Below are 14,599 nucleotides of genomic sequence, written 5' to 3'. Positions count from 1 at the left end.
GCCGTAATTCCCAATGAATACTCTTATTTCTCTTCCTTTAAGCAATCATTCATCATCTTAGCTGTATCCTTACATGCATCATCTACTGTCTTTTCTCCAGTAAATGCACCTTTTAATAATTCATAAGCTTTATCTTCCCATTTTGCAGTTGTATTTGAGTATGGTCTTATTTGTGCATACTTAACCATATCAATGAAACACTTAATATTAAAGGTCTTATTAGAATTTACCCATGCATCTGCTGTTCCATTGTATGCTGAAATTGCTACTCCAAGCTCAGCTTGTTTTGTTTGTCCTTCTTTTGAGCTTAAATATTCAACCCATTTCCAAGCCTCTTCTGGATGCTTTGTATTAGCTGAAATTGCATTTCCAAGTCCATTAAATATGGTTGCTCTCTTCCCATCATTTGCTGAAGGTAATACTGCAACATTAAAGTTTTTAGCCATATAATCATTTGCTGCAAAGCCACTTAAATTCCATGAACCAAAGAATCCCATTGCACATAATCCATTTTGCATTGCTTGTGCACGTGCTGCATCATCAAAAATTTTAGGTGACAAACCATCTTGTACAAATTTCACATAAAATTTCATTGCTTCTATTGTCTTAGGATTATCATATCCTGATACTTTACTATCAGTTATAATTGTTCCTCCATTTTGATAAACGAAATTGTAATACCCTTCTTGATTATGAAGTGGAGCTAAGAAACCATATTGCTTTCCATCTCCTGTTGTTAATTTTTTAGCTGCTTCATATAATTTATCCCAAGTCCAAGTTTCATCTGGGTAAGAAATTCCTGCTTTATCAAACATTGTTTTGTTATACCAAAGTCCTATAGTGTCGTAGTCTTTTGGAATAGCGTATTGCTTACTATTTAAATTGTATATTTTATCTAAGCCTTCTGGATAATTTGATAATTTAACTTCGCTGCTCTTGTTTATTTTGTCTGTTAAATCCATAAGCATGTTATTAGAAGCATATCTATAAATTTCATTTGAATGCATCCAGAAAGTATCTGGAAGTGATCCCCCTGTTGCCGCTGCTTCAAGCATTGTCCAATAATCACTCCAGCCAACAACTTGTAAATCAATTTTTATACCTTTATTTTTACTTTCAAATTCATCTGCCATTTTTCTAATACCTTTTGCTTGGTTAGAATCCCAAAGAGCATAAGTAATATGAACATCTTCGCCACCAGATGCTTTTGCCGCATCTTGTCCACTAGTTGCTGCTGTATTTGAATTACCACATCCAACTAACCCTGTAATAGCCATCATACTAGCTAATAATAAAGAAACAATTTTCTTTTTCATTATATTACCCTCCATTTTTTATAAAGATTAATTTTGTAATTTAACTTTATCCTTAATATTACCGTGCATTTTATTACACTAATATTAAAAATCTAATTTTATAATTTCCATCTTTTGATTAAACCTTATTTAATAGTACTCAGCAAAAATATATATTTCTTTACAGAGCATATTAAAAGTAAAGCTTTTCATAAAATACCTAAAAAAGCTTAATATAGATATTCTATATTTTTATCACCTTAGTAAGTTCATAGCTTTTAGGCGTCTATTTTCTTTCCATGACTAAATTCTAACATCTAAAATATTCGAAATACATAGAATAACAAAGCTAAAAATATATACTTTTGCTACATTATTCAATTATTGTGCAATATTGAACGCAAAAGTATATATTTTATGTTATAGTAATATTAAACATTTACATAAATACAATTAAGAGGTGATAAATATTTATGTCTGACTTTAAAAGTTATGTTTTTAATAATATTAATTATGTAGATATTATCCTTTATCAATTTGGCTCTGAACGTTGCGATTCTTTGCATTCCTTTGGTCCAACCGTTAAAAATCATTATCTTTTTCACTATGTTTTATCTGGAAAAGGAAAACTTTATCCAGTAATTGATAATACAAACAAAAAATCTGCCTATTCAGTAAAAGCTGGAGAAGGCTTTTTAATAACGCCAAACATAATAAATACCTATGAAGCAGACAAGGACGACCCTTGGCATTATATTTGGATAGAATTTGAGGGGTTAAAAGCGCAACGGTATTTAGATGAAATAGGACTTTCAGCTAAAAATCCAGTCTTTATTCCAAAAGAATATACTTCTGAAAACTCTATTGTAGAAAACTTAATGTTTTTAATAAATAATCCAGAATCACCTGATTCTGCAATTTTAGGGCATGTTTATTTATTTTTCTATGCACTACTAGAAAATTCAAGTTTTTATACTGCAAAAAAGGCTAGCAATCTTCAGGAGTTCTATGTAAGAGAGGCCATTAATTTTATAGAAAAGAATTATAATAATAATATTTCAGTTGAAGACATTTCGAGATGGTGTAACTTAGACAGGAGTTACTTAGGAAAAATATTTAAAAATACTATGAAAACTACACCACAAGAATTTCTAATAAAATACAGGTTAACTAAGGCATGCGAAATGCTTAAAGATGATAGTATGTCGATTAGAGAAATTGCTGAACTGACGGGCTATCCAAATCAATTTTATTTTTCTAGGGCTTTTAAGGAAATTTATAATATGCCACCTAGACAATGGAGAAATCAAAATAACTCTAAGTTATAATACTTATGACTTTATTAATAGTATCTAATATAGATATCCAGCGCGAGAATTAGACATATGCGGAACCTACCGAAATTAAGCACATATTTATTCCAGCGGACTTATGAAATTTTCGCTGGATGGGTTCTAAGTGGAAGGTTGCACCCATTTCTGCATGTTCCTAAAGTAAATTTATGACAAGCAGAAAGTGGAACAACCTTCCACTAATAACCATCACAGCTTAATTTCAGATGCCGCTTGCACAAACATGTATTTGATTTCTAGTGTAGTGTTACGATTATAATTTCTCAATGGTGTATGTATATTCCATTTATAAGTTTGATTATTAAATTGGATGTCTATAATAATCTTATAAAATTATACTTATTGGAAAACATACTGTAATAATACAAAAAATAGTAGTTCCGACTTGCAATTGGAAATCTACTATTTTTATTTTGCTACTATTTGATTACACTGTGTTTAAGTTATATTAACTAAATCATAAATTATAACTTTCCTTATTTATTCTTAAAATAATATGATGAATATTCAGTCCCATCATGACCTATCAACTTATTTTCAGTAGATGAAAATTTTAAGGTATTCAAAGCATTTATCCTTTCCTTTGCAATAGGAATTGCTTTTGTTGCGATCATGTTACATTCAAACAACGAATAAGTTTTATCAATAATTAAATTTAAAATATTTATTATGGTATCTTTTCTTTCATAATCACTTCTCAAATCTAAGCGAAGAAGCCCGCAATTAGTAAAATAATCTTTTGCATCTCTATGAAATAATTCTATAGTTCCAATTACAGTGTTATTTATTTTATCAATTATAGACCATCTTACAAAACCCTTTCTATCATATTCAAATTTCCAATAATCAAGAGCCTGCTTCATTCTTTCATGTGTAGTATAGTAAAAAACATCTCCATCACAATTATCACTATTAAATAAAGCTACTGCTTTATTATCAGAATATACTTTTAATAAATCATCACAATCCCCTACAGAAATAAATCTTAATCTAAATTTCTCACTTTCAAATTCTGGACAACATTTATATACATTATTCATAAAAAATCTCCCTTATCGCGATTTAATAGATATACGAGAATTCCAAGTAATCTGTCTATCTTCATTATCTTTACTACCTCAATATATTAAAATTTATATTATACATCCTGTGCAAATATGGCCCTTACTCATAAAAAGAACATATAACTGTCCTTTTCCATTTTCAACATCATCAAAAGCAATATCTTCATCTATTACTTTTTGTTTTAATAAAATATTACTACTAATATTCTAAATTAATTTATGTATCTCTTCAAATAATATCTGTACACCTAACTTTATCTTATTTTTTGTAAGTTTAGATATACACAACCTAAAACCATTTATTCTTGAATTATTCCCTATAAAAAATTCCTTTCCCTCTGCTATATAAATACCTTTTTCATTTAATTTTTTATTTATTTCTTCTATATTTACATAAGTAGTAAATTGTATCCATATAAAAAATCCTGTATCTGGAGTAAATAATTGAATTCCCGTTGTATCTATATTTTTTAAGCAGTCTTTTAAATAATTCATTTTTTTCATATACGCAAATTGGATTTTTTTAATATGCTTTTTATACATTCCGCTATTAATATAAATTTCTAAAGCCCCTTGTTCTAATGCTGAAGTGCTTAAATCATAATATCTCTTATGTTTCAAAAATTCACTTTTTAATTTTTCTTGAAGAACAACTGCTCCTAATCTTATTCCTGGCATAAAGGTTTTAGAAAAGCTTTTTAAATATACAACTCGTTCCCATATGTCATAATAATAAATTGGTAATGATTTTTTATTTTTATCTAAATCAGCTAAATAATCATCTTCAACAATGTAAACATCATATTTTTCAGCTAATTCTGCAATGCATCTCTTTTCTTTTTCTGAATAGCTTGTACCTAATGGGTTATGAAGCCTTGGAATTGTATAGAAAAACTTTATATCTTCATTTCTAAAGATATTCTCTAATTCCTCCAAATTTATGCCACTAAGATCCCTATTTATTCCTATTAACTTATCGCCATTCATTTCTACTAATTTATGCACAAGACTATAGGTTGGTTGCTCAACTAGAATATTCTTTTTTCCATTTGGAAAAGTCATTTTAGAAAGAATACTGATCGCTTGCTGTGAACCAGAAGTAATACATATTTTCTCCATTGAAGTGAATATTTGATATTCTGAAAAAAAATTAACTAGCGATATTCTCAAGGATTTAAAGCCTTCAGTATCTCCATATATGAATAGATCATTTTTATATAATTCTACTGCCCTATTTATACAATGATTAAATTCTTTATATGGAAGTAATTTAGAATCAGGAACTACCAATGAAAAATCAATAATCCCATTTTCAATATTCTCTTCATTGTTCTTTTCCACCAAATAATATCCACTTTTGGGAATAGAGTATATTCTATGATTCATTTCCATCTCTTTATAAGCTCTTATTATTGTAGACTTATTGCACTCAAACTTATTAACCAAAGCTCGTATTGTAGGTAATCTTTCCCCTTGCTTTAATTCATTATTCTCTACAAGTTTTTCAATATGTTCTATGATAATTTCATATTTCTTTTTCATAATCTTATCCTTTAATTTATCTCAATTTTTTAAAATATATTAGTCATTTTATACCGGTACAAAATGCTTTTTTAATTATTGTACTGTATAATTTCAATTTATATAATGTCATTATACAACTAATAAAGTATAAGTTGTAAGTTCATCAATTAAATTCAACGTATAAAATTTCATCTAAATTTCAATAAATTATATTAAAGGAGTCAAGTATGGAAAAGTATCGAAAAAAAGCAATATTATATCTAGTAACAGCATCAATTTTATGGAGCATCGGAGGTTTATTTATCAAATTAGTCAACTGGAATCCTATGGCTATTGCTGGAGCACGTAGTGGTATTGCTGCAATAGTTATGTTTTTATACTTAAAAAAGCCAGTAATGCACTTAGGAAAGACAAAACTGTTAGGTGCATGCACGTATTCATCCCTCCTCATATTTTTTGTTACTGCTAATAAACTTACAACCTCAGCAAATGCAATACTTCTGCAATTTACAGCACCTATATGGGTAGTATTATTCTCAAAAATTTTCCTAAAGGAAAAAATCAAAAAATCTGATTTAGCCGTAATTGTTTTTGTTATGCTGGGAATGACTTTATTCTTTATAGGAGATTTAGGACAAGGTACTATTGTAGGAAATTTCATTGCAATACTCAGCGGTATCTCAATGGCTGGAGTTGTAATATTCTTAAAACTTATAAAAGATGGTTCTCCAGTAGAAATGACTTTCCTTGGAAATATAATTACATTCATTATAGCCATACCTTTCTTCTTTCAATCAGTTCCAAGCTTAAATAGCATTTTAGGAATATTAATTTTAGGAATATTCCAGTTAGGAGTTTCTTATATATTTTATACATTAGCTGTTAAATATGTTTCTCCAATTGAAGCAATTTTAATTCCTGTCCTAGAACCCTTACTTAATCCTTTCTGGGTATTTTTATTCACTGGTGAAATCCCTGGAACTTATGCCTTCATAGGAGGATTAATTGTACTTACCGCTATAAGTGTAAGAGAATTATGTATCAAAAAATAGTAAATATTTTATTTTGCATATTATTTATTATCTCCAGAAGGCACTTTATATTTCTAAATTTATGTGTTTTGAGTTATCTATATACATATTTTTATGTTCACAGGATTTATCATTAACCTTCTTCTAGAAGCAAAATTGTAAGGAGAACTTCTTCCACCATCTGGACATAGCTCCCCTCATTTACATAGACACTTTATCAAGTTATTTTTTTTAATAATTTTACTTTTCTTGTTTTCTGTATTTAATCGTTGCTTTTATACTATTTATTAAAGCTACTAAAGTTAAAAATATCTGAGAAGCAAATAACATTCCATCTCTTCTTTTAAGATAAGTTAATATTGCAAATATTGCTATTAAAATTGTGGCTATATAACATAATGGTATAATTAACAAGCTAATCTTCTTTCTCATAACACTAATGCTCCCAACATTATTAAATTTCTCAAAATAATTTCTTAAAAACTTTAACTATTTCTTTAATGAATAGTCCTATAATTCTATCAATTCTCCCAAAAAGCATTCCAATTATAATTATTATGATTGCACCTAATACTCCTACCATAACATCCATTTCATAACCTTCTTTATTTGTAATATTGTTACTATTTTCTAATTACTCTATCCGCTTTTTCACGTAATTATATTATATACATAAAAAGAAATACTTACCATATTATTTTATATGGTAAGTTATGTTTTTGATATTATTTAATCTATGATGATAATTTTTGCTCTGTTCTGACTTCTTTTAAATTATTATGCAATACAAGTTCTTCCATCCTCTCTTTTTTAAATCCTGCCAATTAAAACCACCCCATACCAGTTCCAATGATTGACGTCAAACCAGCAACAGCTCCAATAGCTTCTATAACTGTACAAAATAAATATACTTTCTTATCGCTGTTATAGTAATAAACTATACTGCTTTGCCCAATCATTGCAAATAAAATAGCTTTAGAATTCCATTTTTCAGAAATATGTCACCATTTAAAATATTACAATCAAATCGCTTATATTTATAAAAATCCCAAGAAAACATTTCTATTAAATATTTCCTTAGGATATATTTTTATATATTTTACTCTATGCTTATAGTTTTATCAAGAAGGATTTCCTCTCCAACTTCCTCATAACCTATTTCAGCGCTACCATCTGAATTTTTAATAGTTTCCTTTTCCTCTAGTTTATCCTTATATATAATAACTCTTAAACTCTTACAATCCTTTGATAATGCCCCAAAATAATTTATTTTCTTATTTTCATCAAATGATCTCCCACTATCAAATTTAAGTTTTCTATTTTTATCGTCAATTACTTTCATATTATAATACTCATTATCTGGATTAGTACTATTTATTACCACACTAAATGGTGTAATTATAATAGAATCTATTGAAAATCCATTATCTGTTTTATAATTGACCTGTATGTTTTTGCTTATTGATTTATCAACTTTAACTGGCACCTTAAATGCCCAATTTCCATTGAAAATTTGATTTTTATTATTATTTTCAAAAACATGTGTTGTTATTGAAGTGATTTTAACTTCAAAATCAAAACTATCAGGAATTTCTTCTCCTAATGACTTTAAGTAATATTTTTTCATACCTATAAAGGTATGTTCATCTATGAACTTTCCATCTAATCCAGAAACCTTACCCATAGCTAATTCTTTATCTGAAAAACTAACCTTGTGATATGCTTCATTTTCCAAAAGTTGATCACTATCTAATGGCTTATTCTCATTTAACTCATATTTAAAAGGTTCCTTACTTTCAACTTTATATGTTACATATAATTCTTCTCCATCACATACAATATCCGATAAAGTAACTTTTATTCCATTATCAGATACCACTGTATTTAAGGAGGTTGCATACTCAGAGTAATCTGCTGGAGAATCAACATTTTTTTCTATTACTTTAAACATACTTCCTATTATAGGTAATTTGGCCGCTAAAGCTGGATTTATAGTTCCAAAAGTAATTACTAAACTAATTAATGCTGCTGTAATTCCAATTTCTATTTTTCTTTTTTTAAATTTTTTATATTTTATTTCACTATTCCCCCTTGCTATACCTTTATCTATAGCTTTATCTATAGCTCTATCAATACTTTCAGTAATTTTTATATTAAAAAATTCATTATTGTTCATTTAAGTAATCCTCCTTTAAAATCTTATTAAGACTTTCCTTAGCTCTTCTTAAGTAAGTTTTAACTGTATTTTCTGGTGCTTCCATTACTCTTGCGATATTTTCTATGGTCATATCATTAAAATATTTTAAAATAATTACAGTTTTATAGTTATCTTTTAATAAATCTATAGCATTATATAAATCCAACTTTTCATCTATAGATATATCTTTAGCTTCTATGTTCACTTCATCATTTAGTGGACATACAGTATTCCCTTTCTTTATAAAATCCAAAGAGCAATTTATAATTATCCTTGTAATCCAAGTTTTAAAATATTCATATTTTTTAAGCTTCTCTATACTAATCATAGCTCTGTAAGTGCATTCCTGTAATATTTCTAATGCATCCTCTTCATTTTTCACATAAGTAAAAGCTGTTTTATATAAATAAATCTTATATTTTTTTATAAGCTCACTAAAGCACTGCTTGTCTCCAGCTATGGACTTCTTTATAAGACGAGTTTCATCATCTGTTTTAAAATTAAGTATTTTTGATTTCATAGTAGCCACGCCTTTCGCATCTCTCCATTATTAACATTTTCCATTAATATCAATTTTACACTTATTAGACTCAAAATAATGTACTAAAGTTTCAAATTTTTTTATTAGATAACGAAAAAAGTGCTCTTCCAACGGATTAGCACCTTTTCTTAATATTTTCTTTATACTAATTTTAATCTGCTATTTTAGACGTGTGGAAATAAACTCTTTTGTCATTTCCGCAATTTTATCAGCATTTGTCCAATGTAAATAATGTTCTCCATTAAGAGTTTCAATCTTTTGTATAGCAGCGTTTGAAATCATTTCTTCATGAAGCGGTAGCCATTCACTATCAGTGTCCACTGAATCTTTCAATATAAATGATAGGACAGGCAAATCCTTTGGATATTTCATGTCATATAGCTCTTTAGTATTTGTATTTACCATATTATATTCATTTATCACAGAGATATTTAAGCCATTCCAAGCTGTTGCTATTTTTTTCATCTTAACTTGTTCAGCAGTGTAATAATTGTTTTTGTTCATACCATCATCGGTACCTGGCAAAAGGTATGTTACATCCCTTATAATTCCCAATGTGTTAAGCAACGTCAAATATGGTGACATGTTAGCATCTTTATTGATTTTTGTTTGATTAGGTACAGACTCGTCAATTCCAATAATTGCTTCCACTTCAGTTGGGTAATTTATTGCATAGTGCATAGCATATACTCCTGATATGGAGTGTGGCATCAATATATATGGTCCACTAATTTCCAATTGTTTTAGTGCTGCTCTTATTTCATTCACAATATTTTCATTAGAACGCTCATCTTTTGTCGTATCGCTAAAGCCGTATCCAAAATATTCAAGAATTACAACTTTATAATCCTTACTTAATCTTTCTGCCAGTGGCATAAAATCTGTAATTGGTGAAGCGGTTCCTAGTCCGCTTAGTAACACAACTGTTTTTTTCCCTGAGCCAGTCACATAAGCTTGCATATTTTTACCATCTACATTTATTGTCTGACCAATTTTATATTTGCTCTTTTCAATTGGTTTCAGAATGTTATGCGTTACTGCTGAAATTATCACTAATACAACTATAATTCCCACAATCCATAGTAATATCTTATTGATTATTTTGAGTACCTTTTTCATCTATTTTTCCTCCATGATTTTCATTTGTTTTATTGCTATTTCCCATTTTGTTTACCCTAATTTAACTTTAAATTTTATGATGCTATTTTAAATTGAGTTGTTTCAGTTGTCATATGTCAGAACAAAAAGAACAAGCTGCTCATTTTATTCTGTTTTGTTTACGTAACATGCCACACCTGTTTGGCGGCAAATACTCAAATTTATACTTATTATATAATGAATCAGCAGGACTGTTTGCTATCAAACATATATAACTATCTTCAAAAGTACTTTCTTCAAAGTATTTATTGATTTCTTTCATTATTTTATCTGCAAAGCCTTTTCTTCGATAATTTTCATCTACCATAATATCACTTACCACATAAGTGATCCCTCCATCACCTACAATTCTTCCAAATCCTATCAATTTTTCATTATCATAAATAGATACTGTAAACAAAGAATTCGTTATTGCTTTTCTACTTCTTTCCAAGTCCTTATTTCCCATTCCTGAACGAAGTCTCAAACTAACATAATCTTCTGCTTTCGGTTTTTCATAGAGCAATTTCATTTCCATCTGCCTCCCTTTATAATTCTCCAATTGTTTTTATATTCATATTTTTATAAAGAAGAATGTAAACTAAAAGGTATTGTTTCCTCTATACATTATTTTAATTAATATATTGTTATGTTACAATATAAACAAACTCAACGTGTACCGGTACAGAAATAGAGGTGTGTGCTATGTATAAATATTTAACATTATTAAACGAAATTGAAAACCTAGTGAAAAGCGGTATATATAAACAAGGAGAGAAAATTCCTTCTATTCGCAGCTTATCTGCATCATATAATTGCAACAAAAGTACTGTTATTCGTGCTTTGACTGAATTAGAAAGAAAACATGTACTTTATTCACTTCCCAAAAGCGGATATTATGTTGTAACATCAAAAAACGAATTAAACCAATGGGAAAAAACTGTACTTAACTTTTCCTCTTCTGCACCCGATTCCATGGTATTCCCATATTTGGATTTTCAGCACTGTATAAATCAAGCAATTGACATCTATAAGAATGATTTATTTATCTATGGTACTCCTAGAGGATTGCCTTCATTAATCGATGTGGTGCAAAAACAGTTAACCAATTATCAAGTGTTTGCCAAGAAAGAAAATATTTTTATAACCTCTGGCATTCAGCAAGCATTATCCATCTTAGCTTCAATTCCTTTCCCAAATAATAAAAAAGTGATATTAATAGAACAACCCGGTTATCATTTATTCATCGAATCCTTACAAACACTAAAGGTACCAGTAATTGGTATAAAAAGAACTAGTCAGGGAATTGATTTAGAAGAATTAGAGATGTTATTTAGAGAAGAAAATATTAATTTTTTTTATACTATGCCAAGATATCATAACCCTCTTGGAACGTCTTACTCTCAAAAAGAGAAAAAGAGAATTTTAGAACTAGCACAAAAATATAATGTATTTGTTGTAGAAGATGATTATTTAGCTGATTTTGAAAAAAATTCAAAAGCTGATCCAATCTATTCCTATGATAATTTTACACATGTCATATATTTAAAGAGTTATTCAAAAATCATCTTCCCTGGATTAAGAATAGGTATTGCTGTAATCCCTGAAAAATTGATTGAAGCATTCAGCCAATATAAACGTATTCTTGATATAGACAGCTCTATGCTTTCTCAGGCAGCATTAGAAATCTATATTAAAAACGGTATGTTTGAAAGACATAAAGAAAAAATGAAAGCAACTTATTATTCAAGAGCAAACTGTTTAATATCAGCATTAGAAAAAAATCTAAAAATGTGTAATCAGGCTTTCTTTCAATATACTCCTATAAAAAATATTGCTTTCCATACTTATATTCAATTGAATGAACAAATATCATGTGAACAGGTTATTCAGCGGTTGAAAAGGAAATCAATTATTGTTGATGGAACAACTAATAATTATTTACGTTCCTTCCATGAAAAAGACTCTATCTTAAAACTTAATATCTCAAATGTGGAAGAGGAATATATTGAAGATGGTATTTCACAGATTTTGAAACAAATTTTCTAATAAATTTCCAAAAATAAAAAGAATGATCTACTAGGGTGAATAGATCATTCTGCATTCTCATTATTTACATTTCTTTATCCAATTTGTAACGATAAGTTTTATCTTCTCATAACCATATCAGAATCCCATAGCAGCTTTAACAATTTTCATTTGTTCCTCTGATGTGAGCATTTCTAAAAGTCTGAATGCCACACCAGAAGCTGTTTCTGGGCAATATGAAGTAATAATATTTTTATCAACTACAATAGGTTCATTTACCACATTAACATCAAATTCCTTTAACTGTTTTTGCCTATATGCATCTCTTAAATGATATGTAGTAGCTTTACGATTCTTTAGGATTCCACTTTTACCTACTGGTAAAGCTCCAACACAAATAGTAGCAATTATTTTCCCTTTTGAATTAAATTCTCTTATTAAATTTAGAAAACGCTCATTATAAGCTTCTTCATAAAACCCAAATTCTTCAAAGCCACCAGGAATGGCTAGTGCATCATACTCATCAACATTAATTTCATTAATTGTTTTATCTACCATTACAGGAATATTAAAGGTACTTATAACTTGTTTTTGAAATCCACAAGTTACAACTGAAACATCATACCCATAATCATTTCTTGCCCAGCCCATAACATCTACAAACACGCTAAATTCCATTGTTTCAAATCCTTTAGCTAAAAAAATCAGTGTTTTCATTTACTACCTCCATATTCTTAATATATTAATAACTTCTACAGGATAATTTAATATTACATCTCTTATGAAACTTTTAAATCTGTTTAACCTTCTATAATTATTCAACTATTTCATTTCCTGCTTTTAATTCTAATTGTAGTATTTCATATAATTTGCTAGTAAGTTTATCAATAACATATTAATCAATACTCAATATTCGGACTACTTTAAATTTTGTTATTTATATCCATCACAATTCACACAAATATAGCAACTACAAATGTTAAAATGGCAAATATAATATTCATTTTACATTATGTTGTTTAGGTATTCTAGATTCACAAGGCACATCTATCTGACATTTTCCACAACCATATCTGGGCTTATGTTTTTCCATTGTTTTGTCCAAAAATTCAGAACATATAATATGATTTTTTCCATTTTCTATGGATATTGCATTGACTGGACAATTTTTTACGCACTTACCACACATTGAACAGTATTGGTATATATTTTCGTATTCTCTCTTATCAGATGATAAATATAATTCTGTGATGATACTACCAAATCTTCCTGATATACCTTTTTTGGTTATAAGTCCTTTAGAAAGCCCGAAGGTTCCAAGTCCACATATAAAAGCAGCATGTCTTTCAGACCAGTTGCTTGTAAATTTTTCTTCGTGATTTGGATTATTAGCATTTGACCAGAATCTTTCATCTATACTGGGTACGACACTATTATATCCTGCATTAGTCAATTCAGACTTTAAATGTATACACAACTTATTTAACAAACTCTGACCTTCAATACGTCCATGAAGCCATTCTTCTGTAGGCCATGACATATTCCTTCTATTTCCTTTTTTAACTACATCGCTAAACGGTAAAAAAAATGATATAACAGTCTTTGATTGTGGTAACCATTCTTTTGGATGCATGAAATGTTTCCCAATTACTGATGGTTGTTTCAATAATGTAAAGTATTCATCAGCCACAGAACCAAATGCAAAAATTGGAGCATCAAAAATTTTCATTCCTATAACATTTTCCGAAATTGCTATTTCATTTGTTATATAGTTATCTTGTGAATGCTCAACAAAGTCCTCTGCAGTTTTTATTAAATATTGTTTGTCCATATGTTCTATCCCCCTAATTTATATTACTAACACGTGATTTAATTTTACTATTTAACTTAATATAATATCCCTACTCAATATTACATAAATTACTTTGCAAAAATGTAGCAATAGCAAAAATTTTATTGCTACATCTTATAAGAATATTGCTAAGTAAAACAACTTCTAACATTGTATATTGAGTACTTCATAAGTTCAGCAACCAATTTCAATGTAATTACCTTCAGGATCAGCAATCCAAAAATTTCTTTGTCCCCAAGGTTGTGTAAATGGCTCTCCTGTGAGTGATTTAACTCCAAGTGCCGTTAGCCGTTCATATTCTCTATCAACATCATCTTTAGTCTTAACACCTATGCCTATTTGCATTGTCAGATTAAATCCCATTGATGGATAATAATGTTGGTTCATTGCCTCAGCAAATTGTTTCCTGTCAAACATAAACAATCCACCGTCTTTCACTTTGAAATTTACAAACGATCCTCCATCCCAATCTGTTTCAAAGCCCAAGGTATCCCTATAAAACGTCACCATCTTTTCAATATCTTCAACAAATAAACCCGTATGTACGCTGTTAGACAGTATCCCCATATAAATAAATC

16 protein-coding genes are annotated in these 14,599 nt (G+C 28.8%); 3 read left to right on the top strand and 13 right to left on the bottom strand.

From position 1 onward, the window contains the following. Positions 1-23: 23 nt before the first annotated feature. Positions 24-1,316, bottom strand: coding sequence for an ABC transporter substrate-binding protein (locus tag CSPA_RS11245; RefSeq protein ID WP_015392389.1), 1,293 nt, complete (start codon positions 1,314-1,316; stop codon positions 24-26). Between the two features lie 452 nt (positions 1,317-1,768). Here CSPA_RS11245 and CSPA_RS11240 point away from each other — a divergent pair, with 452 nt between their 5' ends. Continuing rightward, on the top strand, positions 1,769-2,623 hold the full coding sequence (locus CSPA_RS11240) for an AraC family transcriptional regulator (protein WP_015392388.1): 855 nt from the start codon (positions 1,769-1,771) through the stop codon (positions 2,621-2,623). 500 nt (positions 2,624-3,123) lie between these two features. On the opposite strand, the gene CSPA_RS11235 is transcribed toward CSPA_RS11240, so the two are convergent. Beyond that, complete coding sequence (locus CSPA_RS11235; protein ID WP_015392387.1) at positions 3,124-3,687, bottom strand: GNAT family N-acetyltransferase; 564 nt, start codon at positions 3,685-3,687, stop codon at positions 3,124-3,126. A 231-nt stretch (positions 3,688-3,918) separates the two neighbouring features. After that, entirely contained in the window at positions 3,919-5,253 is a 1,335-nt protein-coding gene (locus tag CSPA_RS11230; protein ID WP_015392386.1) for an aminotransferase-like domain-containing protein, read from the bottom strand. A 209-nt stretch (positions 5,254-5,462) separates the two neighbouring features. On the opposite strand from CSPA_RS11230, the gene CSPA_RS11225 reads away from it, so the two are divergent. After that, positions 5,463-6,287: a DMT family transporter gene (locus CSPA_RS11225; protein ID WP_015392385.1), complete on the top strand. Its 825-nt coding sequence runs from the start codon at positions 5,463-5,465 to the stop codon at positions 6,285-6,287. Between the two features lie 219 nt (positions 6,288-6,506). On the opposite strand, the gene CSPA_RS11220 is transcribed toward CSPA_RS11225, so the two are convergent. The 7 genes from CSPA_RS11220 to CSPA_RS11200 form a co-directional block, all read right to left on the bottom strand. Continuing rightward, positions 6,507-6,698 (bottom strand): hypothetical protein, encoded by a 192-nt coding sequence (locus CSPA_RS11220; RefSeq protein ID WP_015392384.1) that lies wholly within the window; start codon positions 6,696-6,698, stop codon positions 6,507-6,509. Between the two features lie 31 nt (positions 6,699-6,729). Further along, entirely contained in the window at positions 6,730-6,858 is a 129-nt protein-coding gene (locus CSPA_RS30760; RefSeq protein WP_015392383.1) for a hypothetical protein, read from the bottom strand. A 232-nt stretch (positions 6,859-7,090) separates the two neighbouring features. Further along, entirely contained in the window at positions 7,091-7,225 is a 135-nt protein-coding gene (locus tag CSPA_RS30755; protein WP_017810678.1) for a hypothetical protein, read from the bottom strand. A 140-nt stretch (positions 7,226-7,365) separates the two neighbouring features. Next, positions 7,366-8,442: a DUF4179 domain-containing protein gene (locus CSPA_RS11215; RefSeq protein ID WP_015392382.1), complete on the bottom strand. Its 1,077-nt coding sequence runs from the start codon at positions 8,440-8,442 to the stop codon at positions 7,366-7,368. After that, positions 8,432-8,983, bottom strand: coding sequence for a sigma-70 family RNA polymerase sigma factor (locus CSPA_RS11210; protein WP_015392381.1), 552 nt, complete (start codon positions 8,981-8,983; stop codon positions 8,432-8,434). Before CSPA_RS11210 ends, CSPA_RS11215 begins: the two co-directional genes overlap by 11 nt. A 180-nt stretch (positions 8,984-9,163) precedes the next feature. Continuing rightward, positions 9,164-10,123 carry an alpha/beta hydrolase gene (locus CSPA_RS11205; protein WP_015392380.1) on the bottom strand — a complete coding sequence of 320 codons (960 nt, stop codon included), beginning with the start codon at positions 10,121-10,123 and terminating at the stop codon, positions 9,164-9,166. A 139-nt stretch (positions 10,124-10,262) separates the two neighbouring features. Further along, entirely contained in the window at positions 10,263-10,673 is a 411-nt protein-coding gene (locus CSPA_RS11200) for a GNAT family N-acetyltransferase (protein ID WP_015392379.1), read from the bottom strand. A gap of 173 nt (positions 10,674-10,846) precedes the next feature. Here CSPA_RS11200 and CSPA_RS11195 point away from each other — a divergent pair, with 173 nt between their 5' ends. Beyond that, on the top strand, positions 10,847-12,190 hold the full coding sequence (locus tag CSPA_RS11195; RefSeq protein ID WP_015392378.1) for an aminotransferase-like domain-containing protein: 1,344 nt from the start codon (positions 10,847-10,849) through the stop codon (positions 12,188-12,190). A gap of 117 nt (positions 12,191-12,307) precedes the next feature. Here CSPA_RS11195 and CSPA_RS11190 read toward each other — a convergent pair whose 3' ends face one another. From CSPA_RS11190 to CSPA_RS11180, 3 genes are all read right to left on the bottom strand, one after another. Then, positions 12,308-12,886 carry a DJ-1/PfpI family protein gene (locus tag CSPA_RS11190; RefSeq protein ID WP_015392377.1) on the bottom strand — a complete coding sequence of 193 codons (579 nt, stop codon included), beginning with the start codon at positions 12,884-12,886 and terminating at the stop codon, positions 12,308-12,310. A 283-nt stretch (positions 12,887-13,169) separates the two neighbouring features. Further along, the gene (locus CSPA_RS11185) at positions 13,170-14,000 is read right to left on the bottom strand and encodes a 4Fe-4S binding protein (RefSeq protein ID WP_015392376.1); all 831 of its coding nucleotides are present in this window, start codon (positions 13,998-14,000) and stop codon (positions 13,170-13,172) included. 195 nt (positions 14,001-14,195) lie between these two features. Continuing rightward, positions 14,196-14,588, bottom strand: a complete 393-nt coding sequence (locus tag CSPA_RS11180; protein WP_015392375.1) for a VOC family protein — start codon at positions 14,586-14,588, stop codon at positions 14,196-14,198. Between the last annotated feature and the right edge of the window lie 11 nt (positions 14,589-14,599).

Origin of the sequence: Clostridium saccharoperbutylacetonicum N1-4(HMT), assembly GCF_000340885.1 — a bacterium.
Classification (GTDB): domain Bacteria; phylum Bacillota; class Clostridia; order Clostridiales; family Clostridiaceae; genus Clostridium; species Clostridium saccharoperbutylacetonicum.
This window is presented reverse-complemented; position numbering and strand designations above follow the sequence as displayed.